This is a genomic window from Achromobacter sp. RTa (assembly GCF_000757485.1).
Classification (GTDB): Bacteria; Pseudomonadota; Gammaproteobacteria; order Burkholderiales; family Burkholderiaceae_B; genus Achromobacter.
In genome coordinates, this window is the sequence record NZ_JPYO01000036.1 from 322,020 (window position 1) to 343,520 (window position 21,501).

Genomic DNA, 21,501 nt, shown 5'->3' on the forward strand with positions numbered 1-21,501 from the left:
CTTTCCATTTTTGGCGATAGCGCAATGCGTATTTCGGAAACCTGTATCAAGCGGCCGGTGTTTGCGTCGGTCCTGTCGCTGATCATTGTGCTGATCGGCCTGATTTCCTATTCGCGCCTGACCGTGCGCGAGTATCCGAAGATCGACGAGCCCATCGTCTCGGTGGACACCACCTACAAGGGCGCCTCGCCCGAGGTGATCGAATCCCAGGTGACCAAGCCGCTGGAAGACCAGCTCGCCGGCATCGAGGGCGTGGACGTGATGACCTCGCGCAGCCGCTCCGAACGCAGCCTCATCAACATCAAGTTCAACCTGTCCCGCGATCCCGACGCGGCCGCGGCGGAAGTCCGCGACAAAGTGTCGCGCGCCCGGCGCTTCCTGCCGGACGAGATCGACGAACCCATCATCGGCAAGGTCGAGGCGGACTCCCAGCCCATCATCTATATCGCGGTGGAGGCCGGGTCGTATTCCGCCATCCAGACCTCCGATTACATCAACCGCTATATCAAGACCCGCCTGTCGGTGCTGCCGGGGGCGGCGGAAGTGCGCGTTTTCGGCGAGCGCCTGCCGTCCATGCGCATCTACGTGGACCGCGACAAGCTGGCCGCCTACGGCCTGACCGTGCAGGACGTGGAGTCCGCGCTGCGCAGCCAGAACGTCGAGATCCCGGCGGGCCGCATCGAGTCCCGCGCGCGCGAGTTCTCGGTCGTGTCCTCGACCGACCTGCAGACGCCGGCCCAGTTCGAGGACGTGATCGTCGCCAACGTGAAAGGCTATCCCGTCCGCCTGCGCGACGTGTCCAAGGTGGAGATCGGGGCGGCAAACGACCGCATCCTGTCGCGCTTCAATGGCAAGCCCGCGATCAACATCGGCGTGACGCGGCAGTCCACCGCCAACCCCCTGGAACTGTCCAAGGCGGCGCGGGAGGAAGTGGCCCGGCTGAACGAGAACCTGCCGGCCGGCATGAAGCTGAACATCGCCTACGACTCGTCGGTGTTCATCGAGCGCTCCATCGATTCCGTGTTCCACACCATCGGCGAAGCCATTGTGCTGGTGGTGCTGGTGATCTTCTTCTTCCTGCGCAACCTGCGCGCCAGCATCATTCCCATCGTCACCATTCCGGTATCGCTGGTGGGCGCTTGCGCGCTCATGTACCTGTTCGGCTTTTCGATCAACACGCTGACCCTGCTGGCCATGGTGCTGGCGATCGGCCTGGTGGTGGACGACGCCATCGTGGTGCTGGAGAACATCTTCCGGCACATCGAAGACGGCATGCCCCGCAAGGAGGCCGCCTTGCGCGGATCGCGCGAGATCGGCTTCGCCGTGGTCGCGATGACGATGACGCTGGTCACCGTGTACGCGCCGCTGGCGTTCGCCACGGGCCGCACCGGCCGCCTGTTCATCGAATTCGCGCTGGCGCTGGCCGGCGCGGTGCTGGTGTCGGGCTTCGTGGCGCTGACGCTCACCCCCATGATGTGTTCGGTGCTGCTGCGGCACCAGAGCAGCCATAGCCGCTGGTACAACCTGATCGAAGGCTGGCTGAACGCCCTGAGCAGCGGCTACCGGCGCGTGCTGGCGGCGTCCCTGCGCCACCGCTGGCTGGTGGTGGCGATCGGCCTGGCGGTCGCGGCCGGCAGCGGCGTGCTGTTCAAGGTGGTCAAGAGCGAACTGGCGCCCATCGAAGACCGGGGCGTGGTGTTCGGCATCGTCAGTTCGCCGGAAGGCGCCACGCTGAACTACACGCTCGAGAGCATGCTGGGCATCGAGAAGTTCTATGCCGACATCCCGGAAGCCAGCGGCAGCCAGGTGACGGTGGGCTTTCCCACCGTCACGGACGGCACCGCCATCCTGCGCTTGAAGCCCTGGGAGGAGCGCAGCCGCAAGCAGCAGACCATTACGGAGTTGCTGCAGCCGCAGTTCGCCTCGCTGCCGGGCGTGCGCGCCTTCCCGACCAACCCGCCGTCGCTGGGCCAGTCCGCCCGGTCCAAGCCGGTGCAGTTCATCATCATGAGCCAGGCCTCGTACGCGGAACTGGCGCGCCTGACCGATGTGTTCATGGCCGAGCTGCGCAAGTATCCCGGCCTGATCAACCTGGATACCGACCTGCGGCTGAACACGCCCGAACTGCGCGTGCGCGTGGACCGCGACAAGATGGCCGACGTGGGCGCCAACGTGGATACCGTCGGCCGCACGCTGGAATCCATGCTCGGCGGGCGGCAGGTTACGCGCTACAAAGACGAAGGCGAACAGTACGACGTGATCGTCCAGGTGACGCCGCGCGACCGCGCCAATCCCACCGACATCTCGGGGATCTACGTACGCGCGCGCGACGGCAGCATGGTGCAGCTGGACAACCTGCTGGGCGTGCATGAAGGCGTGTCGCCGCAGTCGCTGAATCACTTCAACCGGCTGCGCGCCGTGAAGATCGACGGCGCCGTGGCGCCGGGCTACGCGCTGGGCGAGGTCCTGACGCACATGCACCAGGTGGCGCGCGACGTGTTGCCCAACACCATCGTGACCGACCTGGACGGCCAGTCGCGCGAGTTCCGCGACTCGTCGGGCAGCATCTACCTGGTCTTCGCCATGGCGCTGGCCTTCATCTACCTGGTGCTGGCGGCGCAATTCGAGAGCTGGCGCAACCCGTTCATCATCATGCTGTCGGTGCCGCTGTCCATGACCGGCGCGCTGCTGGCGCTGTGGTTGACCGGCGGCACCTTGTCCATCTACAGCCAGATCGGCCTGATCACGCTGGTGGGCCTGATCACCAAGCACGGCATTCTGATCGTGGAATTCACGAACCAGCTGCGCGACGAGGGCAAGGAGCTGTTCGATGCCGTCATCGAGGCCAGCGTGCTGCGCCTGCGCCCGATCTTGATGACGACGGGCGCCATGGTGCTGGGCACCGTGCCGCTGGCGCTGTCCTCGGGCGCGGGGGCGGAATCGCGCCAGCAGATCGGCTGGGTCCTGGTGGGCGGGCTGATGCTGGGTACACTACTGACCTTGTTCGTCGTGCCGGTGGCCTATACGCTTATCGCCTCCGCACGCAAGAAACCCGGCCAGGCCGGCAGCGCAGCGCACCACCCGGACTCCGGTCCGGCGCCGCAGGCGCAGCCCGCCTCGCCCGCCCAAGCGTCGGAATAGTTATGCGCCAGATCATCTTTGACACCGAAACCACGGGACTCGATCCCGCCCAGGGCCACCGCATCGTCGAGATCGGCTGCGTGGAGCTGGTCAACCGGATGTCCACGGGCAACAACCTGCACATCTACCTGAACCCGGACCGCGACAGCGATCCCGAGGCGCTGGCCGTGCACGGGCTGACCACGGAATTCCTGTCCGACAAGCCGCGCTTCTCCGAGGTCGCGGACGAGTTCGTCAAATTCATTCAGGGCGCTGAGCTGATCGCGCACAACGCGGCGTTCGACGTGAAGTTCTTCAACGCCGAACTCGCCAAGACCGGCCGCGGCCCGATCACCGATTTCTGCGAAACGGTCACCGATTCCCTGCTGCACGCGCGCTCGCTGTTTCCGGGCAAGCGCAACTCGCTGGACGCGCTGTGCGACCGTTTCGGCATTTCCAACGCCCACCGGACGCTGCACGGCGCATTGCTGGACTCGCAACTGCTGGCGGAAGTCTGGCTGGCCATGACCCGCGGCCAGGATGCGCTGCTGATCGACGTGGACGACGGCGACAGCGCCGGCGGCAGCGGCATCGTGCTGGCCAAATTCGACGCTTCCGGGTTGCCCGTGCTGAAGGCCAGCGAGGAAGACCTGGTCGAGCACGAAGCCTATCTGGCCGCCCTGGATAAGTCCGTGGGCGGGGAGTGCATCTGGCGCAAACTGGATGCGCCGGCGCCGGCGCCGGTGGAATAAGGTTTTTCGAGGCGACTTGCACACGTTCAAAAAAACGTGCTAATATTTCGCCTCTTTCGGGGTGGTTAGCTCAGTGGTAGAGCACTGCCTTCACACGGCAGGGGTCACTGGTTCGAACCCAGTACTACCCACCAAAGACCCTTGAGAGACAACGCTTGCGCCAAGCCAGCCGTTGTCGGCGTCCAAGGAAAGCCCGGTGCTCGGATGAAGATCCATCCAGGCAAACGACGCAAAGCAAAAAGCCAACCCTTGCGGTTGGCTTTTTTGTTTTGGCGGATCCGGTACTGCCCGGCAGGACAGGGCCAAGCGCCGCCATGCCGCCAGCCTGGCGGGCAAGCCCATTGCGCGGGCGCGGCCCATTCATTACTCTTTTCTTGATTTGACGCAAGCGGGCCTTCACCGATTGAGCCTCATCGCCTGCGGGCCTGTCTATCATTGATAACAAAGGCAAGGCTCCCAGGCCTGGCCGAGGCGAACAGGAGAAGGCGATGCCCCCGAACACCAACACCATGCTGATCATCATCGTCACGGGCGTTGCGCTCATGCTGATCGGCTTCGGGCTGCGCGACCGCAACATCGGCATGGGGCTGATGGGCCTGGGCCTGATCACCGCCATCGGCACCATCATCTACAAGGCCTACATCACCTTCTATTGACGCGCGCGGGGCGGAGCCTCAGCGCTGGTGGCGCGCCACGCGGGCCAGCAGCGTGTCCAGCTGATTGGCGAACGCCTTGCGGTCGGCGTGGCTGAACGACGGCGGGCCGCCGGTGTCCACGCCGCTCGCGCGCAGTTCTTCCATCATGTCCCGCAATGCCAGCCGTTCGCGGATGGTCTCGGGCGAATAGCGTTCGCCGCGCGGGTTCAGCGCCATTGCGCCTTTTTCCAGCACTTGCGCCGCAAGCGGGATGTCTCCGGTGATCACCAGGTCGCCCTTGCCGGCGCGCTCGGCGATGTGCGCATCGGCGACGTCGAACCCGCGCGGCACCTGCACCGCGCGGATCAGCGGCGAGGGCGGGGTATAAAGCGGCTGGTTGGCCACCAGGGTGAGGGGCGTCTGCCAGCGCTGCGCGGCGCGGAACAGGATGTCCTTGATGACCGCGGGGCAGGCGTCCGCATCGACCCAGATGTGCATCGCGTTATTCGCCCAGCGCCTTGCGCAGGGCCTCGGCCACGATGTCGTTGGTGGAGACGCCGCGCTCGGCCGCCGCGGCGCGCAGCCTGTCGGCATCCGCCTGGGACAGTTTCAGCGGGAAGGGCACCAGGCCGGCGGCCTGGTCCAGCTTGCGCTGCTCGCGGCGGTCCAGCGTTTGGGAGGCGGTGCCGTAGCGGTCCGGCGTGCCGGCCTGCTTGAGCTGGCCGGCCAGCTTCAGGGCCTGGTTTTTCTGCAGATCGAATTTGTTCATGGGGATTCCTGATGAGGAGCGCCATCATAAGCGCAACGGCCTCATCGCGGCTTGCCGTGCTCCAGCGCGGCCAGGCCTTCCTGGGCGCCGTCATGCAGCGGCACGGTCAATCCGCGGCGGGCGGTCGCGACGGATACCTGGGCGCCCTGGGCCGATCCGGCGGCCAGCAGGTCCTGTCCGGTCAGGTAGACGGCGCGCACGATCACCAGGGCTTCGTCCCGCGTCAGGTCGGCGGTGGTGAGCAGCAGCGCCGCCATGCCCACGGTGGGGATCGCCTCCGTCTGGTTGGGATAGGTGCCGGCAACGATGTCGAGCGGCATCAGCGAGCTGTCCGAGGCCGTCAGCGCCTTGATGGCGGCAGGGTCCAGCGGAAGCAGCTTCAGGCGGGCCTGGGTCAGCGCATCGCGCAGGGGCGCCGCCGGCACGCCGATCACCTGGGCGGCCGCGTCGATTTCGCCCGAATTCAGCGCGGGCAGGGAGGCCGCGAACGGCGTGCCGGCGACGGTGTAGTCGCGGCCGGCCTGCAGCCCGTGCGCCGCCAGCACGGCTTCCAGGGTGGCCCGCACCGCCGAGCCTTCCGGTCCCAACGCGATGGTCTTGCCTTTCAGGTCGCGCACGCCGCGCAGGGAGGCGTCGTCGCGCACAACGATATGGACCAGCTCGGGATAGAGGCTGCCGAGGGCGCGCAGGCCGGTAAACGGCCCTTGGCCTGCGAACGGCCCCTTGCCGTCATAGGCCAGCCGCGCCGTGTCGGCCTGCGCCAGCCCGACCACCGCGTCGCCGCTGCGCAGCAGCGCGATGTTCTCGGCGCCGCCGCCAGTGATGAGAGGAGCCACGCGGATCTGCTGGCTGCGGGCCACGGCGCTCAAGGCGCGGGCGAACGCCACGTACTCGCCGCGGTCAGGGCCGCCCGCCAGCGGATAGCCCTGCTGCAGGCGCGACAGGCGGCCGTTGATGCGGGCCACCGAGCGCTCCAGTTCCTGCTGCACCACGTGCTGCGCCGTGCTGGAGGCGCTATAGGCGACGGAATGGGTGATCTGGTCCAGCGTGTCCAGCAGCTGGCGCGTGACGGGCGGCGGAGCGCCGGTATCCAGATTGGGGGCCTCGGCCGCCTTGAAGCCGGCAGGGGTTACCAGCTTCCAGTCTTTGCCCTCCTGGCGGTAGATGGCGCTGGCATGGGCGACGATGCGGTCGCCGGCCTGGTTGCCGCCGGATTTCACGCCGCTGATGCTGCGCGGGCCCGCGCCCAGCAAAGTGACCAGCGAGGCCGCGCCCGGCTGATCCCAGGCGCCGAGCGAAACGTCGCGGCCTACGTCCAGGGCGATGTCGTAATAGACCACGCGGCGGGTTTCGCCTGCGGGGGCGCTGCTGTCCGCGGCGGATCCCATGCGCTTGAGTTCGGCGATCCGGAAGAGGCCGTCGCCGTAGGAGGATGCCAGGCTGCGTTCGACGTCGGTGCGCAGCGCGTCGGTGTCGGGAGCCCGGCCGCAGGCCGTCAGCGCCAGGCAGAGGAGCAGGAGAACGAGGCGTTTGAACATGCTTACATCCCTCCCACGAACGGCAAGGAGATCAGTGAAGTCAGCACGATCACGTTGAGGATGTCGACCAGGAATGCGCCGGTGACCGGCACCACGATGAATGCCTCGGGCGCGGGGCCGTGGCGGCGCGTGAGCGCCTGCATATTGGCGATGGCAGTGGCCGTGGCGCCCAGCGAAAAACCGCAGAAGGCCGCCGACATGACGGCCGCCTCGTAGTCGCGCTTGAGCAGGCGGAACACCACCCAGGCCGCATACAACGCGCAGAACACGGTCTGCACCGCCAGCATCAGCGCCAGCGGACCGGCCAGGCGCGCCACGCTGGACAGGTCGAGCGTCATCATCGTCATGCCCAGGAACAGCGACAGGGCGATCGTGCCGATGATGTCGGTGACGCGGTCGTCCAGTTTCAGGCCCAGGTGTTCGCCGCCGTTGCGGATGACCACGCCCGTGGCCAGGCACCACAGGAAATTGGGCAGGCTGACCGGCGCGTCCTCGACCAGCGCGGCCAGGTAGCCGCCGACGACCAGGCAGACGAAAGCGGCAGTCATCGACACGATGAACGTGCCGGCGGAGGCAGGGCCGGCGCTTTCCGTGAGGTCCGGGGCTTCATGTTTGGCGTCGGGGGCATGGTCCAGGCTGCCCGACAGCTTGTGCCGCCGCATGATCCATTCCGCCACCGGGCCGCCCACCACGCCTCCCAGCACCAGGCCCATGGTGGCGGAGGTCATCGCCAGCGCCATCACGTCCTGGATATTGTTGAAATCGGCAAAGCGGGTGGCGTAGGCCGCGCCCGTGCCATGCCCGCCCACCAGGGTGATCGTGCCGCCCAGCAGGCCCATCAGAGGGTGCAGGTCCAGCAGCCAGGCCATGCCCAGCCCCACGGCGTTCTGCAACACCAGGAATGGAATCAGGGCCAGCAGGAAGGCGATCAGCCGGGGGCCGCCCTTGGCCAGCAGCTTGAGGTTGGCGGTCAGGCCGATGCAGCCGAAGAACAGCAGCAGCAAGGTCGGCTTGACGCTGGTTTCGAGCGAGACGGATATGCCGCCCCAGGTCGACAGCAGGTAGGCGATCACGGCGAACAGCAGCCCGCCCACGATGGGATCGGGAATGCTGTAGCGGGCCAGCAGCCCGATCCGGGTGGTCAGTACCCGTCCGACGACGAGCACCAGGCAGCAGGCCAACAGCGATTGAACGGGCGAAAGCGAGATCATAGATACCTTTGCGCCCTGTCGGGGCGCAGTTAGATTTCCGGCTATGGGAACCCTGCCGCCTCACACGCATGCGGCTTATGTTACGTCCGCGGCGGCGGCGTTGTACATGGGGCCGGCCGGCGCCCGGCGGGCGGGGCTGGGGGCTGCGGCTAGAGCGGCAGTTCGCGCGACATGTACCGGGCATGCGGCCCGTAGCCGGCAAGCTTTGCGGCCAGGGCGGCGCTGGCGACGGCCATGGGGGCGTAGCCCTGGCGCCGCCAATAGCCCGTGGCGGACTCCAGCGATACCAGGCTGGCCCGGCGCAGGCCCCCCTCCAGGGCGGAGCTTGCGGCGGCGCGGACCAGGGCTTGGCCGACCCCCAGGCCCTGGGCATGCGGCACGACGGCGCAGTCGTGCAGGAACCAGTGGTCGGCGCCGGCCGGCAGCGATTCCAGCGTGACGTCCAGGGCCGGCGGCAGCCCCGCGTCCCAGGGATAGGAGATCAGATAGCCCAGCAGGCCGCCGTGCTCGGCCGGCGCCGCCGCGTGGGCGACCCAGCAATGCGATGGCGCGAGCGCCAGCCGGTTCTGGAAGAAAGCGGCGCTTTCAAGCAGGAAATCGGGGTAGGCCAGGGTCTGGGCGGCCAGGATGGCGTCCACGTCGCTGGCAAGCATGGGCCTGACTCGGTATTGCATGGCGATCTGGGAAAACACGAACTCGGGCGCATTGTAGCGACGCCGGCCCGTCCCCGCTTTGCCGCCGGCATTTCATGAAAATTCGACGAGCCCCTGCTCATACTGCCCGGCATAGTGTCCTGCATTCCGAGTTCAGAGTTCCATGCATATCCAATTCCGGTCCGATCCCATTGCCCCGCAAGTGCTGGCCAAATCGTTTCCCATGGAATCGCTTTGGTCCGCGCCGGCCGCCAATGTGCCGTACGACACCTGCGTGACCTGCGTCATTCCCTGCCTGAATGAATGCGAGAACCTGCGGGTGCTGCTGCCTTTGTTGCGCAGCCGGCTCACGGCGCTGTGCTCGAGCTGGGAGGTTATCGTCGCCGACGATGGCAGCAGCGACGGCACCGAGGCGCTCATGGCGGAATGGACAGAGCACGAAGGCTTTCGCTACGTGCAGCTGTCGCGCAATTTCGGCAAGGAAGCCGCGCTCAGCGCCGGCCTGGAGTCCGCCGCCGGCGACGTGGTGATCTGCCTGGACGCCGACCTGCAGCATCCGCCGGCGCTGATCGAGCAGATGCTGGCGCGCTGGGCCGCCGGCGCCGAAATGGTTTATGCGGTGCGCGAGAGCCGAGCCGACGAATCCTGGATCAAGCGCTCGGGCGCGCGCTGGTTCTACAAACTGCTCAGCGGCGCGCGCGGGGTGGACGTGCCCGCCCACGCCGGCGATTTCCGGCTGATGGACCGCAGCGTGGTGGACGCGCTGAACGCGTTGCCGGAGCGCACCCGCTTCATGAAAGGCCTGTATGCCTGGGTGGGCTTCAAGGGCGAGGCGCTGGCCTATACCCCGGACGAACGGATGCATGGCGACAGCCGTTTCGGCAGCATGCGCCTGTTCCGCCTGGCGCTGGACGGGCTGACCGCCTTCACGACCTGGCCGTTGCGCCTGGTCAGTCTGGTGGGCGTGGCCTTTGCCGTGCTGGCGCTGGCGTATGCGGCCTATCTCGTCGGCGACTATCTCCTGTCCGGCAATCCGGTCTCGGGCTGGACGACCATCGTCACGGCCGTGCTGTTCTTTGCGGGCGTGAACCTGATCTCGCTGGGCGTGGTGGGCGAATATGTCGCGCGCATCTTCGATGAGGTGAAGGGCCGCCCCTTGTTCGTTGTGCGCCGCCGCCAGGGGCGTGCTTCCCGTCCGCGCCAGGACGCGCGCTGACATGTCCGCCATCACGCAAGGGGGGCGTTCCGTATGGACCCCGCCGGCAGGACGCTTTCTGCTCGCGATCGGGATCTGGCTGGCGTGGCTGGCGTGGCTGAGGCCGTTGACGCTGCCCGACGAGGGCCGCTACGCCGGCGTGGCCTGGGACATGCTGCGCAGCGGCTCGCACGCCGTGCCGTTGCTGGACGGCATGCCGTACTTCCACAAGCCGCCGCTCTACTACTGGCTGACCGAGCTGTCCTTTTCGGTGTTCGGCGCGCATCCCTGGGCGGCGCGCGTGCCGTCCTGGCTGGCCGCGTGGGGCGCGGCGGCGGCGCTGTATGGCTTTCTGCGGCGCTACCGCGATGCCGCGTCCGCCACATTGACCGTGCTGATCCTCGCCACCATGCCGTTCTTCTACGGCGGGGCGCAGTTCGCGAACCTGGACATGCTGGTCGCGGGCATGATCACGCTTTGCCTGCTGGCCGCGGCGGACACGGTGCTGCGGGCCGAGCGCGGGCAGGCCTGCCGCGGGATGTCGCTGGCCGCCGCCGCGCTGGCGGCCCTGGCCGTGCTGGCCAAGGGCCTGATCGGCGTGGTGCTGCCGGGCGCCGTCCTGTTCCTCTGGCTGGCGTGGGGGGGGCGCTGGCGCGGCCTGGCCGCGCTGCTCTGGCCGCCCGCGGTGCTGGCGTTCCTCGCGCTGATGGCGCCGTGGTTCGTGCTGATGCAGCTGCGCTACCCCGGCTTCTACGACTATTTCTTCGTCTATCAGCATTTCCAGCGCTTCGCCGCCACCGGGTTCAACAATGCCCAGCCATTCTGGTTCTATCTGCCGGTGATCGTGGGGCTGAGCCTGCCCTGGTCCCTGTGGGGCGGCGGAATCCTGCGCAGGGCGTTCTGGGCGGAGGGCCCGGCGCGGGACCTGCGGCGTTTCGCGCTGCTGTGGCTGGCCGTCGTGATCGTGTTCTTTTCGCTGCCGCATTCCAAGCTGGTGGGCTATGTCCTGCCCGCGCTGGCGCCGCTGGCCTTCCTGCTGTCGGAAGTAATCCTGGGCGCGTGGCGCGACGAATCCGAGGCGGTGACGCCGCGCCTGCTGCGCTTGAGCGCGGCGGTGGCGGCGGGCATCTGCGTGATCGCGGTGGGCATCGCCGCCAACAATGCGCGCGGCAGCGCGGGCCCCTTGGCCAAGGTAGTGAGGGAGCAGGCCCGGCCCGAAGACACCTTCGTGTCGCTGCATGCCTATCCCTTCGACCTGGCCTTGTATGCGCGGGCTCCCCGGCCGATGTGGGTCGTCGACGATTGGCTCAATCCCGAAGTGCCGAAGCGGGACAACTGGCGCAAGGAACTGTACGACGCGGCCCGGTTCGATCCTGCCACGGGAAAGGAAGTGCTGGTGAGCCCGGCGGAGTTCAACGCCCGCCTGTGCAAGGCGCCGGACGGGGCGCGTTACTGGGTGTGGGGCACCGTTGCGGACAATCCGGTCTATCTGCCGCTGCGAGGCTTGGCTCCCGTGGTCACGAGCGCGAAATACGCCATGTGGCGCGTGGAGGTGGACGCGGGCTTCAGGCAGCGGGTCTGTGCCGGAACGCCCACAGCCGGCTGGCGATGAAGGTGGCGACGGCCAGCCCGGCCAGTATCAGGGCGAGCAGGATGTCGTAGCGGATGGCGGTGCTGTGCAGCAGCCAGGCGTAGGACGCTTCGTTGATGGCGAAGCCGGCGGCTGACACAAGAAAGAAACGGCGCGCTGCTACTGTCCAAGGGGTTGTTGAATGTCGGAACGTAAGCCGGTAGTGGCCGGCGAAGGAAACCGCGAATGCGACCAGCCAGCCGATGAGATTGGCGGCGAGCGGGGGCATTTCGAAGGCTTCCACGCAGCCGACGGCAACGGCCCAGTGCGTGGCGGCGGCGGCGCATCCGACAGCAATGAAGGTGCTTACTTGTTGCAGCAGGGCGCGCATGGAAAACGTGGCGATTTGGAAGTGAGGGGTATTGCGATGAGCAAACGTATCGTGGTCTGCGGTGATGATTTTGGCATGAATGCCGATATCGATGAAGGCATGATCGCGCTTGCCGGCATGGGCCGTCTCAGCGCGGTAAGCTGCCTGGCGCTGGGCGCGTCGTTCGCCGCGAACGCGCGGCGTCTGGCGCCGCTGGATATCGACGTCGGCCTGCACGTGAACTTCACGGAAGCGCTGTGCCCGGACGCCGAGCCGATGCCCGCGCTGGGCAGGCTGGTCGTCAGGGCCTATGCGGGCCGGCTGGATGCCGCATGGATCGACGCGCATCTGGAGCGCCAGTTCGACGCCTTCGAGGCCGCTGTGGGGCGCGCGCCGGATTATGTCGATGGCCACCAGCACGTGCACCAGCTGCCCGGTATCCGTGCGCGGCTGTTGCTGCTGCTCAAGCGCCGCTACGGCGCAAACGGCCCCTGGCTGCGCCAGACCACGCCAGGCATGCAGAGCGGCATTCCGCTGAGGGAAGCCATCAAGGCCCGCGTCATCGGCGCCCTGGGCGCGGCGGCATTGGCGCGCGAGGCCGGCAAGCATGGCCTGCGCACCAATCGCCGGCTGCTCGGCGTCTACGGATTCGAGGGCGGCAAGCGGCGCTACGCGGACCTGCTGCAGAACTGGCTGTTCAACGCGCGCGATTGCGATCTGCTCATGTGCCATCCCGCCGTGGACTGCAAGGACGGCAGCGCCATGTCGCGCCAGCGCCGCGCGGAATTCGATGTGCTGGCCAGCCCCAAGCTGGGCGACTGGCTCAACGTCAACGGCGTGCACATCTCGCGCCTGCCGGCCGCCGCGCGCTAAGGCTCGGAACGCCGGGCCCTAGCCGCCCGTCAGGCTTTGCAGCAGCCAGGCTCCGGCCGGCCCCAGGGCCCGGCGCCTGGACCACACCGCATCCACCCGGATGTGGCGAGGCCACCCCGGCGCCTTCAGTTCGGCCAGCTGATCCTGTCCGAAGCGCTGGATCATCCAGCGCGGCAATTCGGTCCAGCCAAAACCGCGGCTGGCCATTTCAAGCAGCATGAGATAGCCGGGCGCCGACCAGGTGGAATAGGCCGGCTCGGTTTCCTTGTCGCCCAGCTCAAAGGTGCTCAGGCGCAGCGCGCGCTCGGCCTTCAGCTGGTCTTCCGTGACGCTGGGCAGCTTGGCCAGCGCATGGTTGCGGCCCACGCACAGGACGATCTCCGAGAGCTCCGCCAGGGTGGCGTGCGCCACGTCGGGCGGATAGTCGTCCTGGGCGGCCATCAGCCCCAGGTGCGCGCGCCCCTGCTGTACCAGCGCCACGACATCTTCGTATTCCGCGATCAGGCATTCGAAGCGCAGCGCCGGATAGCGCTGGTCGATCTGGCTGAGCATGGTTTCGAAGGTCTCCGACTGGAACGTGTCGGACAGCACCAGCGTCAGCCGGGGCTCCAGGCCTTCGGAAAGCTGGCTCGCGCTGCGGTTCAGGCGGTCGTTGGCGGCAAGCACCTGCAGGGCCTGCCCCAGCAGGACCTGGCCCGCCTCGGTCAGCGCGGGTTGCCGCTGGCTGCGGTCGAAAAGGGTCACGTTCAGGTCCACCTCCAGGTTGGCGATGGTTTCGCTGATGGTGGACTGGCTTTTGCCCAGCTTGCGGGCCGCCGCGGAAAAGGTGCCTTCCGAGGCGACCTGGGCGAAAGCGGCCAGGGATTCCAGTGAGTGGCGCATGGGAAGGTCCCGTGTCAGTTATATCGGTTTTTCCGATGAATTCTATCTTTTTCGTAACGGAAATATCGTCGAAAATCGCTTCCATTCTGTAGCAACCGGCCTCAGGTGGGTCATGACGCAAGCCAAGAAAACCCTCAAAGAACGTTTCATCCACGCTTTTCTGTTCGAAATCCTGGCCATCGGCCTGTGTGCGCCCGCCGCGGCCTGGGCCATGGGCAAATCCCTGTTCGAGATGGGCGTGCTGACCGCGGTGATCGCCTGGATCGCCCTGGTCTGGAACATGATCTACAACGCCGGATTCGACCGCATCGAGAACCGCCTCGGCTGGACGCGCAACCTGCGGGTGCGCGTCGTGCACGCTTTCGGCTTCGAGCTGGGCCTGATCCTGATCGTGATTCCGCTGGCGGCCTGGTGGCTCAGCATCAGCCTGTGGCAGGCGTTCGTCCTGGATATCGCGCTGGTGCTGTTCTATCTGCCCTATGCCTTCGTCTACAACCTGGCCTACGACCGCTCGCGTCCGCACGTCATGAAATGGCTGGGCCGCAACGGCGGGCAGGCCGCGCCGGCCGCCGCGCGCTGAACGCGCTTGCGCGCGGCGCGTCAGCCCGCCTTGCGCCGGTAGGCGCGGCTGGCGTCCCGCGTGAAGGTCCTTACCGCGTCCTCGTACTGTGCGCCGCTGCGGAAGGCGCCCGAATGCGAGGCGCCTTCGATTTTCACCAGGCGCTTCATCTCCGGTGAAACATTGCGCGCCGCGGCGAAGAGCTCATCGCTCATCGTATGCGGCACCACCCGGTCCGCGGTCCCATGCACGAACAGCATGGGCGTGTGCATGCGGGCCAGCTTGTCCACCGAGTCGAAGGGCTGGGTGACCAGCAAGCTGGCGCCCGGCACCTTGCCCCAGCGCAGGGTGGCCAGCATCGCGCCGATGCTGGTGAAGCTCGACTCCACGATAAGGCCGGCGAAGTCCGGCTGTTCCGGCCGAGCCGCCAGATCGATCGCGATCGCGCCGCCCAGGCTGTGCCCGTAGATGAAGCGGCGGGAAGGGTCCGGCTGGAGCCTGGCCAATTCCTTCAGCCCGGCGATGGCGTCTTCCTGTGCGCTTTTTTTGGACGGCAGGAGCGCGGGGGAGGCGCCGAAGCCGCGGTAATCGATGGCAAGCACGGAATAGCCCATGCGCGTCCAGCCGTCTATCCGGAAGGCGCTGCCATTTAGGTTCCAGCGCGCGCCGTGCAGGTACAGCACGGTAGGAGCGTTCGCCTGCGGGCTTTTCCAGTACCAGGCGCGCACGTGGTCGCCGCCCGCCAGCGGCAGGTCGTATACCCGGGTGCCGGCGGCGGGTTCGCGCCACCAGGTCTGAGGTTCTGCCTGGGGAGAAAAAATGGTCTGGCGCTGCCAGGAATCCAGTTGCGTGCAGCCTACGACGCCCGCGCCCGTGAGCAGGGCGGTGGCGAGCAGGCGGCGGAAAGATGGGCGGGACAGTGCGGGCATGGATTATGTGACCCGGACGGGGCGGCGGGGTTCCGGCATCAGCATACTTCGGGATGGACCTCTCGGGTCAAGGCCAGCCAGGCCTGCGCGGCATGCGACAGGTAGCCGCCGCGGCGCCAGACCAGCACCATCTCCCAGTCCGTGCCCGCGTCGCGCAGGGGCACGCGGGACACGCCGGCATGCAGCTCTTCGCGAGCCTTCAGGCGCGGCAGGAACGCTACGCCCAGCCCGGCAGCCACCAGCGCCACGATGAAATCGATCTGGCCGCTGCGCGCCGCGATCGCGGGCGCGAAGCCCACCCGCTGGCAGGCGTCGTGCAGGATGCGGTTCAAGGCGAAGCCGGTCTCGAACAGGATGAAGGGCGATTCCCGCAGCTCGAGCAGGCTCACGGCCTCCGCATGGGCCTTGGGATGGTCGGCAGGCATCAGCGCCACCAGCGGTTCGCGGGCCACGGGCTGCCATTCGAAGTGATCGGGCACGGGCCTGAGCGAGGCCGCCAGCTCGATTTCGCCGGCCATCACCATTTCCTCGAGACGACGGCTGCCGTGTTCCACCAGGCTGATTTCCACTTGCGGGTAGCGGCTGCGGAAGCGCGCGAACATCGGAGCGAAAAGGGTGCTGCTGCCCAGCGGAGGCAGGCCCAGCCGCAGCACGCCGCGCTTGAGCCCTTTCAATTCGTCCAGTTCGGCATACAGGTCATCGCGCTGGGCCAGCATGGCCAGCGCGCGGCGATAGACGATTTCGCCCGCCGCGGTCAGCCGCGGGGGTTGGGCGTGGCGGTCCAGCAACGGCATGCCCAGTTCGTCCTCCAACTGGCGCACGGCCTTGCTGACGGTGGGCTGGGTCGCGAACACAGTCTTGGCAGCCTGCGAAAAGCCCCCCTGGCGAACCACTTCGACCAGGGCGCGCAGCGGGCGCAATTCCATGGTTATGCCTTAATGGAATAGGGTGAATTCAATGAATTCATTTTATCTATAGAAGGCGCAGGCGTAAAACAGAAGCTTGCCGCTGGAACCCCCATGATGTCCTTTCCCCGCCACACCATAGTCTTGCGCAGCGCCCTGCGCCGCAGCCGCCTGCTGCAGATCTGTCTGATCGTTCTGTTTTCCTGCCTGGGCCAGGCTGTTGCTCAGCTCCTGGGGCTGCCCGTGCCCGGGGGCGTCATCGGCATGGCCATCGTGCTGACCCTGCTGGCGACGCGCCGCCTGCGCGTGCGCAACGTGCACCGCGGCGCCAGCTGGCTGCTGGGAGAGATGCTGCTGTTCTTTGTCCCCGCCGTCATGTCGCTGCTGGACCACCGAGAGTTCCTGGGGCTGCTGGGCTTGAAGCTGCTTGCGGTCATCCTGCTGGGCACCGCGCTGGTCATGGCCGGCACGGCGCTCACCATCGACTTCTGCTATCGCTGGATGAATCGCCATGCCGCTTGATTTCAACCTGCTGTTCTGGCCGGTGGCGACGGTGTTCGCCTACGCCTGCGCCCGGCTGTTCTACCGCCGCTACGCCTATTGGTGCACGTCGACCCTGGTCGTGGCGCCGGCCCTGCTGCTGGCGCTGGCGCTCGCGCTGCATACGGGGTACCGGGACTATATGGCGGGGTCCCATTGGCTGATGGCGATGCTGGGGCCTGTCATCGTGGCTTTCGCACTGCCGCTCTACGAACAGCGCGCGCTGATCCGCCGCTATTGGCCCGTGCTGGTGGCCGGCGTGGCCGTGGGCAGCCTCATTGCGGGCGCCAGCGCCTGGCTGCTGGGCAGCCTGCTGGACCTGCCGGCGGATCTCAGGCTGAGCCTGTTGCCGCGCTCCGTGGCCACGCCCTTCGCCGTGGCGGTGTCGTCCCACGTAGGCGGCGTGCCCGATCTGACCGCAGTCTTCGTGATCGTGACGGGGGTGTTCGGCGCGGCCATCGGCCAGTTCATGCGCCGCTGGCTGCCGTTGCGCTCGGCGCTTGCGCGCGGCGCTCTCTTCGGCATGGGCGCTCACGGCGCCGGTACGGCGAAGGCCCGCGAACTGGCCGCCGACGAGGGCGCGGTCGCGGGCCTGGTGATGGTGATGGCGGGCCTCTTCAATGTGCTGGTAACGCCCGCCGTGGTCGTTGCCCTGCAGGCCTGAGGCCTGCGACAGCGACGCCTGTCAGTGCACCAGTTCGAGGGCAACGGGGTACAGGGACGCGACCAGCAGCAGCGCCATGCTGACGTTGAAGGCGCGGATGGCCCAAGGCCTGTGCAGCACGCGGCGCAGCGCCGTGCCGAAGGTCACCCAGATGCCGATGCTGGGCAGGTTGACGATGCCGCAGACGACGGTGGCGATCACGAGATTCGCGAAAAAGCCGTTCTGCGGGGTGTAGGTCGCCACCACGCCCACGGCCATCACCCATGCCTTGGGGTTGACCCATTGGAACGCCGCGGCCTGCAGGAAAGTGAACGGCTTGCCGCGCGTTTCGCCATCGTCCATGCTGCCCGAATTGGCGATCTTCCAGGCCAGGTACAGCAGATACGCGGCGCCCGCGTATTTCAGCACGGTGTACAGCTGGGGCACCTGCTGGAACACCGAACCCAGGCCGATACCCACCAGGAAAATCATCAGCGTGAAACCGAGGTTCACGCCCAACAGGTGCGGCATGCTGCGGCGAAAGCCGAAGTTCAGCCCGGAAGATGCCAGCATCACGTTGTTCGGCCCTGGCGTGATCGAGCTGACCAGCGCGAACATCGCCAGCGGGCCCAGCAACGACAAAGACATCAGGGGCACGTCGGCCCAATTGGAAGGAAACATAGTCATTTTTTGGTTCCGACGATGGCGCGGCGCCCGCCGGCGATGACGACGATCACCGCGGCGGCGAAGAAGAAGGTTGCGGTCTCCACGGATTCGCCGAACAGCAGCGCCGCCGCCACCACCGTGAGAAAGGGTTGCAGCAGCTGTACTTGCCCCACCCGGGCGATGCCGCCCACGGCCAGGCCGCGGTACCAGGCGAAAAATCCCAGGAACATCGAACCGAACGCCAGATAGGCGCAGGCAAGGACGACCGTGGCGCTGGGCCAGCTGGCCTGCGCGGCCATCCAGCCCACCGGGGCGGCCACGACGGGGGCGCTGATCGCCAGCGCCCAGCATATTGTGCGCCCGCCGCCCAGGGTGCGCGAGGCCCGCGCGCCTTCGGCGTAGCCCATGCCGCCCAGCACCACCGCCACCAGCAGCCAGAGATCGCCCAGCGACAGCGTGCCATGGCCCTGGCGCAAGGCATAGGCAGTGACCAGCGCCGCGCCCGCCAGGGCCCAGGCCCAGAACGTGGCCGACGGGCGTTCGCCGCTGCGCAGGGCGGCGAACGCGGCGGTCGACAGCGGCAGCAGCCCGTTGAATACCGCGCCATGCGACGAAGGCACGGTCTGCATGGCGAATGAAGAGGCCAGCGGCCAACCCACGACGATGCCGAGCGCGGCCAGGATCACGCCGGGCCATTCCTGCCGGTTCGGCCGGCGCGCGCGCGTCAGCCACAGCAGGGCGACGGCCGGAACGGCCGCCACCAGCGCCCGGCCCAGCCCGACCAGCAGCGGCTGCAGCTCGGCGACGGCCAGCCGCGTCATCGGCAGCGTCAGCGAAAAGACCAGCACCCCCAGGAATCCGTAGGCATAGCCTTCCCACGGCGTGCCGGACGCGCCGGCTGCGGCCTGTGGAGAGGGATAGAAAGCGGGACGGGTCATCAAGCCACCGGTTGCGGGTTTTCGTTATTGCTGCCACTCTACGCATAGTCATCGGTACAGTACCGGTACACTTTTGCATGTCACTTTAATCACTGGCCTGGTGAAATCCCCATGACAGTTGCTTCCGCCACTTCGCCCTCTTTGCCCTGGCAGCCCGTGCGCCAGGCCGACGCCACCCTGGTGGCGCAGCTGGCCGACGGCCTGGCTCGCCGCATCGACGAGCAGGGGCTGCGGCCCGGCACGCGCCTGCCGTCCATCCGCAAAATGGCCGAACAGTCCGGTGTCAGCCGCTTCACCGTGGTGGAGGCCTACGACCGGCTGGTGGCGCGGGGCCTGGTGCAGTCGCGGAGGGGCGCGGGCTTCTTCGTCCGCGCGCGCAGCGGCCCGCTGGCGGCGGTAGCCACCGCGGCTCCCAGCAGCCTGGCGCCGCCCGCCCGGATCGATGTGGCCTGGCTTCTGCGCAGCATGTTCCGCGACAACACCGCGCTCGGCATGCCGGGCGGAGCGGGCCTGCTGCCGCCGGATTGGCTGGATCCGGAAATGGTGGCCGGGGCGGTGCGCGCGGTAGGGCGTTCGGTGCGCGGGCATCTGGTCAGCTACGGCCATCCCCAGGGTTTCGCGCCGCTGCGCCAGCAGATCGCCGCCTCCCTGCAGAACGATGGGGTGCCGGCGCATCCGGAGCTGAACCTGCTCACGACCAACGGCGTCACGCACGCCCTGGACCTGATCGCGCGCTACCTGGTCAAGCCGGGCGATACCGTGCTGGTCGAGGACCCGGCCTGGTTCGTGATTTTCGGCCGCCTGGCCGCCTTCGGGGCGCGCCTGATTGGCGTGCCGCGCGGCCCGGACGGCCCTGACACGGCGCTGCTCCAGCAATTGGCCGAACAGCACAAACCCAAGCTTTTCATCGTCAACAGCGCCGTGCACAACCCCACGGGCCACACGCTGTCGGCCGGCGTGGCCTACGACATCCTGCGGATCGCCGAGAAGCACGATTTCATGGTCGTCGAGGACGACACCTACGGCGAGCTGCACCCGGGCGGGGCCATGAAGCTGGCCGTGCTGGACCGGCTGAACCGCGTGATCCTCGTGGGCGGCTATTCCAAGATGCTGGCGGCCAGCCTGCGCGTGGGCTACCTGGCGGCCAATCCCGACATCCTGCAGAAGCTGGCCGACCTGAAGATGCTGGCCGGCCTGACTTCGCCCGAACTGGGCGAACGGGTCGTGCACCGTGTGCTGATGGAAGGGCAGTACCGCCGTCACATCGAACGCGTGCGTTCGCGGGTGGACGAGGCCCGCCAGCGTTGCCTGAAAGGGCTGCTAAGGCTGGGGCTAACGGTGCCTCGCGAACCGCATGCGGGCATGTTCGTCTGGGCGGATTGCGGCCGCGACTCCGAACAGCTGGCGCGCGTGGCGGCCGACCACGGCATGCTGCTGGCGCCGGGCACGCTGTTTTCCCCGGCGCAGGCGCCATCGACCATGGCGCGCTTCTCGGTAACCATCGCCGATCATCGGGGTATTTGGGCCGATCTTGAAAAAATCTTCGCGCAAACCCGTTCCGGCAATCAATAATAATAGGCAGCAATATCTCTGAAGCCATTGAAGGAAACGTCATGTCCGCACCCATCAAGCCCCTTACCCAGAACTTCGCCGTGGCCCCGCAGCTCGGCCCCGACGACATGGCAGACGTCGCTGCGGCAGGCTATAAAAGCGTCATCATCAACCGTCCCGATTTCGAAGGCGGCCCGGATCAGCCCACCGCCGCGGATGTCTCCAAGGCCGCGCAGGCCGCGGGCCTGCAGATCGAATACCAGCCCGTTGTGGGCAGCGCCATGACCGCCGCCGACGTGCAGCGCTTCGCCGAACTGCTGCGCACCCTGCCGGGTCCCGTGCTGGCGTACTGCCGCACGGGCACCCGCTGCACGAACCTGTTCGCCGCCGCCCAGCAGCTGGGCTGAAAGGGCTATTGACGCGCGTCAAGCATGCCGGGTTCAATTGATGTGAACCTGGCGTGTTTCCGGTAGCATGGAGACTCCTCTCAAACAGGAGCAGGCAGATGTTCAAGAAGATCCTGATTCCCACCGACGGTTCGCCGCTCTCGGCGCAAGCCGCCAACGCTGGTATTTGCTTTGCGCGTTCCGTGGGCGCTGAAGTCGTCGCGCTCTACGTGACGCAGCCCTTCGCAGCCACCATCGGCTTCGACGGCATGGCCGCAGCCTATGCCATTACCGACGAAGACTACGAAAAGGCCTCGGCCGAGCAGGCCGACAAGTACCTCAAGCAGATCACCGACCGTGCCGACACCGCCGGCGTGAAGTCCGAGGCGCGCGCCGTGTCCAATTTCAACGTCGCCGACGGCATCGTGCAAGCCGCCGCCGACGCCGGTTGCGACCTGATCTTCATCGGCAGCCACGGCCGCAGCGGCCTGTCGCGCCTGCTGCTGGGCAGCGTCACCGCCAAGGTCCTGTCGCTGGCCAGCACCGCCGTGCTGGTGTATCGCGTCAAAGAAGAAAAGAAGTAGGCATTTCGGCCGGCGGGCGGGCTTCCACGCTGCCCCGAACCGGTGCATGGCATGCCAGGCCCCTCCATCGAGAGGGGTTTTTTTTCGTTGGGAATCCACTTCGCAGCGTAGGGTAGATCTTTGTATCCTGGTCCGCGGCGCGTAATATTTATGCATCAGCGCGGGCGCGGTTTCGCTACTCCCCCAAGCACTCTACGCGGCATGGCGCCCGCCGCGGCAATGCCCGGTCGGG

23 protein-coding genes and 1 tRNA gene are annotated in these 21,501 nt (G+C 67.2%); 13 read left to right on the forward strand and 11 right to left on the reverse strand.

What is annotated here, in order from left to right; all coding sequences use genetic code 11:
• Positions 1-24: 24 nt before the first annotated feature.
• The 4 genes from JL37_RS14725 to JL37_RS30700 all read left to right on the forward strand — a co-directional run bounded on the left by JL37_RS14725 (position 25) and on the right by JL37_RS30700 (position 4,528).
• Positions 25-3,141, forward strand: a complete 3,117-nt coding sequence (locus JL37_RS14725; RefSeq protein WP_043544907.1) for an efflux RND transporter permease subunit — start codon at positions 25-27, stop codon at positions 3,139-3,141.
• Between the two features lie 2 nt (positions 3,142-3,143).
• Complete coding sequence (gene dnaQ, locus JL37_RS14730) at positions 3,144-3,872, forward strand: DNA polymerase III subunit epsilon (protein WP_043544908.1); 729 nt, start codon at positions 3,144-3,146, stop codon at positions 3,870-3,872.
• 59 nt (positions 3,873-3,931) lie between these two features.
• Positions 3,932-4,006 (forward strand) — tRNA-Val (locus tag JL37_RS14735).
• Positions 4,007-4,360: 354 nt separating this feature from the next.
• The gene (locus JL37_RS30700; protein ID WP_043544910.1) at positions 4,361-4,528 is read left to right on the forward strand and encodes a hypothetical protein; all 168 of its coding nucleotides are present in this window, start codon (positions 4,361-4,363) and stop codon (positions 4,526-4,528) included.
• Between the two features lie 18 nt (positions 4,529-4,546).
• Here JL37_RS30700 and JL37_RS14745 read toward each other — a convergent pair whose 3' ends face one another.
• The 5 genes from JL37_RS14745 to JL37_RS14765 form a co-directional block, all read right to left on the reverse strand.
• Complete coding sequence (locus JL37_RS14745) at positions 4,547-5,005, reverse strand: YaiI/YqxD family protein (RefSeq protein ID WP_043544911.1); 459 nt, start codon at positions 5,003-5,005, stop codon at positions 4,547-4,549.
• A gap of 4 nt (positions 5,006-5,009) precedes the next feature.
• On the reverse strand, positions 5,010-5,276 hold the full coding sequence (locus JL37_RS14750) for a ribbon-helix-helix protein, CopG family (protein ID WP_043544912.1): 267 nt from the start codon (positions 5,274-5,276) through the stop codon (positions 5,010-5,012).
• A gap of 41 nt (positions 5,277-5,317) precedes the next feature.
• Positions 5,318-6,814, reverse strand: a complete 1,497-nt coding sequence (locus JL37_RS14755) for a TAXI family TRAP transporter solute-binding subunit (RefSeq protein WP_043544913.1) — start codon at positions 6,812-6,814, stop codon at positions 5,318-5,320.
• 2 nt (positions 6,815-6,816) lie between these two features.
• Positions 6,817-8,025, reverse strand: coding sequence for a sodium/glutamate symporter (gltS, locus tag JL37_RS14760; protein ID WP_043544914.1), 1,209 nt, complete (start codon positions 8,023-8,025; stop codon positions 6,817-6,819).
• Positions 8,026-8,174: 149 nt separating this feature from the next.
• Entirely contained in the window at positions 8,175-8,678 is a 504-nt protein-coding gene (locus tag JL37_RS14765; protein WP_043544915.1) for a GNAT family N-acetyltransferase, read from the reverse strand.
• Between the two features lie 223 nt (positions 8,679-8,901).
• Here JL37_RS14765 and JL37_RS14770 point away from each other — a divergent pair, with 223 nt between their 5' ends.
• Both JL37_RS14770 and JL37_RS14775 read left to right on the forward strand, forming a co-directional pair.
• Complete coding sequence (locus JL37_RS14770) at positions 8,902-9,894, forward strand: glycosyltransferase family 2 protein (protein ID WP_231570350.1); 993 nt, start codon at positions 8,902-8,904, stop codon at positions 9,892-9,894.
• Position 9,895: 1 nt separating this feature from the next.
• Complete coding sequence (locus tag JL37_RS14775) at positions 9,896-11,485, forward strand: glycosyltransferase family 39 protein (RefSeq protein WP_043545000.1); 1,590 nt, start codon at positions 9,896-9,898, stop codon at positions 11,483-11,485.
• Here JL37_RS14775 and JL37_RS29745 read toward each other — a convergent pair.
• Positions 11,439-11,834, reverse strand: a complete 396-nt coding sequence (locus tag JL37_RS29745) for a GtrA family protein (protein ID WP_081955069.1) — start codon at positions 11,832-11,834, stop codon at positions 11,439-11,441. The genes JL37_RS14775 and JL37_RS29745 overlap by 47 nt on opposite strands.
• A gap of 36 nt (positions 11,835-11,870) precedes the next feature.
• Between JL37_RS29745 and JL37_RS14780 the strand changes: the two genes are divergently transcribed.
• Positions 11,871-12,686, forward strand: coding sequence for a ChbG/HpnK family deacetylase (locus JL37_RS14780; protein ID WP_052097213.1), 816 nt, complete (start codon positions 11,871-11,873; stop codon positions 12,684-12,686).
• Positions 12,687-12,704: 18 nt separating this feature from the next.
• Here JL37_RS14780 and JL37_RS14785 read toward each other — a convergent pair whose 3' ends face one another.
• Complete coding sequence (locus tag JL37_RS14785; RefSeq protein ID WP_043544921.1) at positions 12,705-13,568, reverse strand: LysR family transcriptional regulator; 864 nt, start codon at positions 13,566-13,568, stop codon at positions 12,705-12,707.
• A 112-nt stretch (positions 13,569-13,680) separates the two neighbouring features.
• Here JL37_RS14785 and JL37_RS14790 point away from each other — a divergent pair, with 112 nt between their 5' ends.
• Positions 13,681-14,148 carry a multidrug/biocide efflux PACE transporter gene (locus JL37_RS14790; protein ID WP_043544924.1) on the forward strand — a complete coding sequence of 156 codons (468 nt, stop codon included), beginning with the start codon at positions 13,681-13,683 and terminating at the stop codon, positions 14,146-14,148.
• A 20-nt stretch (positions 14,149-14,168) separates the two neighbouring features.
• On the opposite strand, the gene JL37_RS14795 is transcribed toward JL37_RS14790, so the two are convergent.
• Positions 14,169-15,056: an alpha/beta hydrolase gene (locus JL37_RS14795; protein ID WP_043544925.1), complete on the reverse strand. Its 888-nt coding sequence runs from the start codon at positions 15,054-15,056 to the stop codon at positions 14,169-14,171.
• Positions 15,057-15,094: 38 nt separating this feature from the next.
• Positions 15,095-15,982 carry a LysR family transcriptional regulator gene (locus JL37_RS14800; protein WP_043544926.1) on the reverse strand — a complete coding sequence of 296 codons (888 nt, stop codon included), beginning with the start codon at positions 15,980-15,982 and terminating at the stop codon, positions 15,095-15,097.
• Positions 15,983-16,078: 96 nt separating this feature from the next.
• Here JL37_RS14800 and JL37_RS14805 point away from each other — a divergent pair, with 96 nt between their 5' ends.
• Positions 16,079-16,483 carry a CidA/LrgA family protein gene (locus JL37_RS14805; RefSeq protein ID WP_043545001.1) on the forward strand — a complete coding sequence of 135 codons (405 nt, stop codon included), beginning with the start codon at positions 16,079-16,081 and terminating at the stop codon, positions 16,481-16,483.
• Positions 16,473-17,165, forward strand: coding sequence for an LrgB family protein (locus JL37_RS14810; protein ID WP_043544927.1), 693 nt, complete (start codon positions 16,473-16,475; stop codon positions 17,163-17,165). The genes JL37_RS14805 and JL37_RS14810 overlap by 11 nt, the downstream gene beginning before the upstream one ends.
• 21 nt (positions 17,166-17,186) lie before the next feature.
• Here JL37_RS14810 and JL37_RS14815 read toward each other — a convergent pair whose 3' ends face one another.
• The gene (locus JL37_RS14815; RefSeq protein WP_081955070.1) at positions 17,187-17,831 is read right to left on the reverse strand and encodes a LysE family translocator; all 645 of its coding nucleotides are present in this window, start codon (positions 17,829-17,831) and stop codon (positions 17,187-17,189) included.
• Positions 17,828-18,748 (reverse strand): DMT family transporter, encoded by a 921-nt coding sequence (locus JL37_RS14820; protein WP_043544929.1) that lies wholly within the window; start codon positions 18,746-18,748, stop codon positions 17,828-17,830. The genes JL37_RS14815 and JL37_RS14820 overlap by 4 nt, the downstream gene beginning before the upstream one ends.
• 111 nt (positions 18,749-18,859) lie before the next feature.
• On the opposite strand from JL37_RS14820, the gene JL37_RS14825 reads away from it, so the two are divergent.
• The 3 genes from JL37_RS14825 to JL37_RS14835 all read left to right on the forward strand — a co-directional run bounded on the left by JL37_RS14825 (position 18,860) and on the right by JL37_RS14835 (position 21,269).
• A complete protein-coding gene (locus JL37_RS14825) occupies positions 18,860-20,320 on the forward strand; it encodes a PLP-dependent aminotransferase family protein (protein ID WP_043544930.1) in 1,461 nt (486 codons plus the stop codon).
• 41 nt (positions 20,321-20,361) lie between these two features.
• Complete coding sequence (locus tag JL37_RS14830) at positions 20,362-20,706, forward strand: TIGR01244 family sulfur transferase (protein ID WP_043544931.1); 345 nt, start codon at positions 20,362-20,364, stop codon at positions 20,704-20,706.
• A 98-nt stretch (positions 20,707-20,804) separates the two neighbouring features.
• On the forward strand, positions 20,805-21,269 hold the full coding sequence (locus tag JL37_RS14835) for a universal stress protein (protein ID WP_043544932.1): 465 nt from the start codon (positions 20,805-20,807) through the stop codon (positions 21,267-21,269).
• The last annotated feature ends 232 nt before the right edge of the window (positions 21,270-21,501 follow it).

Bases quoted from the DNA above. Each gene is read 5' to 3' on its own strand.
- JL37_RS14750 (WP_043544912.1), bottom strand. From the start codon at position 5,276: ATGAACAAATTCGATCTGCAGAAAAACCAGGCCCTGAAGCTGGCCGGC.
- JL37_RS14830 (WP_043544931.1), top strand. From the start codon at position 20,362: ATGTCCGCACCCATCAAGCCCCTTACCCAGAACTTCGCCGTGGCCCCG.
- JL37_RS14820 (WP_043544929.1), bottom strand. From the start codon at position 18,748: ATGACCCGTCCCGCTTTCTATCCCTCTCCACAGGCCGCAGCCGGCGCG.
- JL37_RS14800 (WP_043544926.1), bottom strand. From the start codon at position 15,982: ATGGAATTGCGCCCGCTGCGCGCCCTGGTCGAAGTGGTTCGCCAGGGG.
- JL37_RS14785 (WP_043544921.1), bottom strand. From the start codon at position 13,568: ATGCGCCACTCACTGGAATCCCTGGCCGCTTTCGCCCAGGTCGCCTCG.
- JL37_RS14755 (WP_043544913.1), bottom strand. From the start codon at position 6,814: ATGTTCAAACGCCTCGTTCTCCTGCTCCTCTGCCTGGCGCTGACGGCC.
- JL37_RS14770 (WP_231570350.1), top strand. From the start codon at position 8,902: ATGGAATCGCTTTGGTCCGCGCCGGCCGCCAATGTGCCGTACGACACC.
- gltS (WP_043544914.1), bottom strand. From the start codon at position 8,025: ATGATCTCGCTTTCGCCCGTTCAATCGCTGTTGGCCTGCTGCCTGGTG.
- JL37_RS29745 (WP_081955069.1), bottom strand. From the start codon at position 11,834: ATGCGCGCCCTGCTGCAACAAGTAAGCACCTTCATTGCTGTCGGATGC.
- JL37_RS14815 (WP_081955070.1), bottom strand. From the start codon at position 17,831: ATGACTATGTTTCCTTCCAATTGGGCCGACGTGCCCCTGATGTCTTTG.
- JL37_RS14795 (WP_043544925.1), bottom strand. From the start codon at position 15,056: ATGCCCGCACTGTCCCGCCCATCTTTCCGCCGCCTGCTCGCCACCGCC.
- JL37_RS14805 (WP_043545001.1), top strand. From the start codon at position 16,079: ATGTCCTTTCCCCGCCACACCATAGTCTTGCGCAGCGCCCTGCGCCGC.
- JL37_RS14745 (WP_043544911.1), bottom strand. From the start codon at position 5,005: ATGCACATCTGGGTCGATGCGGACGCCTGCCCCGCGGTCATCAAGGAC.
- JL37_RS30700 (WP_043544910.1), top strand. From the start codon at position 4,361: ATGCCCCCGAACACCAACACCATGCTGATCATCATCGTCACGGGCGTT.
- JL37_RS14765 (WP_043544915.1), bottom strand. From the start codon at position 8,678: ATGCTTGCCAGCGACGTGGACGCCATCCTGGCCGCCCAGACCCTGGCC.
- JL37_RS14780 (WP_052097213.1), top strand. From the start codon at position 11,871: ATGAGCAAACGTATCGTGGTCTGCGGTGATGATTTTGGCATGAATGCC.
- JL37_RS14790 (WP_043544924.1), top strand. From the start codon at position 13,681: ATGACGCAAGCCAAGAAAACCCTCAAAGAACGTTTCATCCACGCTTTT.
- JL37_RS14835 (WP_043544932.1), top strand. From the start codon at position 20,805: ATGTTCAAGAAGATCCTGATTCCCACCGACGGTTCGCCGCTCTCGGCG.
- JL37_RS14725 (WP_043544907.1), top strand. From the start codon at position 25: ATGCGTATTTCGGAAACCTGTATCAAGCGGCCGGTGTTTGCGTCGGTC.
- JL37_RS14825 (WP_043544930.1), top strand. From the start codon at position 18,860: ATGACAGTTGCTTCCGCCACTTCGCCCTCTTTGCCCTGGCAGCCCGTG.
- dnaQ (WP_043544908.1), top strand. From the start codon at position 3,144: ATGCGCCAGATCATCTTTGACACCGAAACCACGGGACTCGATCCCGCC.
- JL37_RS14810 (WP_043544927.1), top strand. From the start codon at position 16,473: ATGCCGCTTGATTTCAACCTGCTGTTCTGGCCGGTGGCGACGGTGTTC.
- JL37_RS14775 (WP_043545000.1), top strand. From the start codon at position 9,896: ATGTCCGCCATCACGCAAGGGGGGCGTTCCGTATGGACCCCGCCGGCA.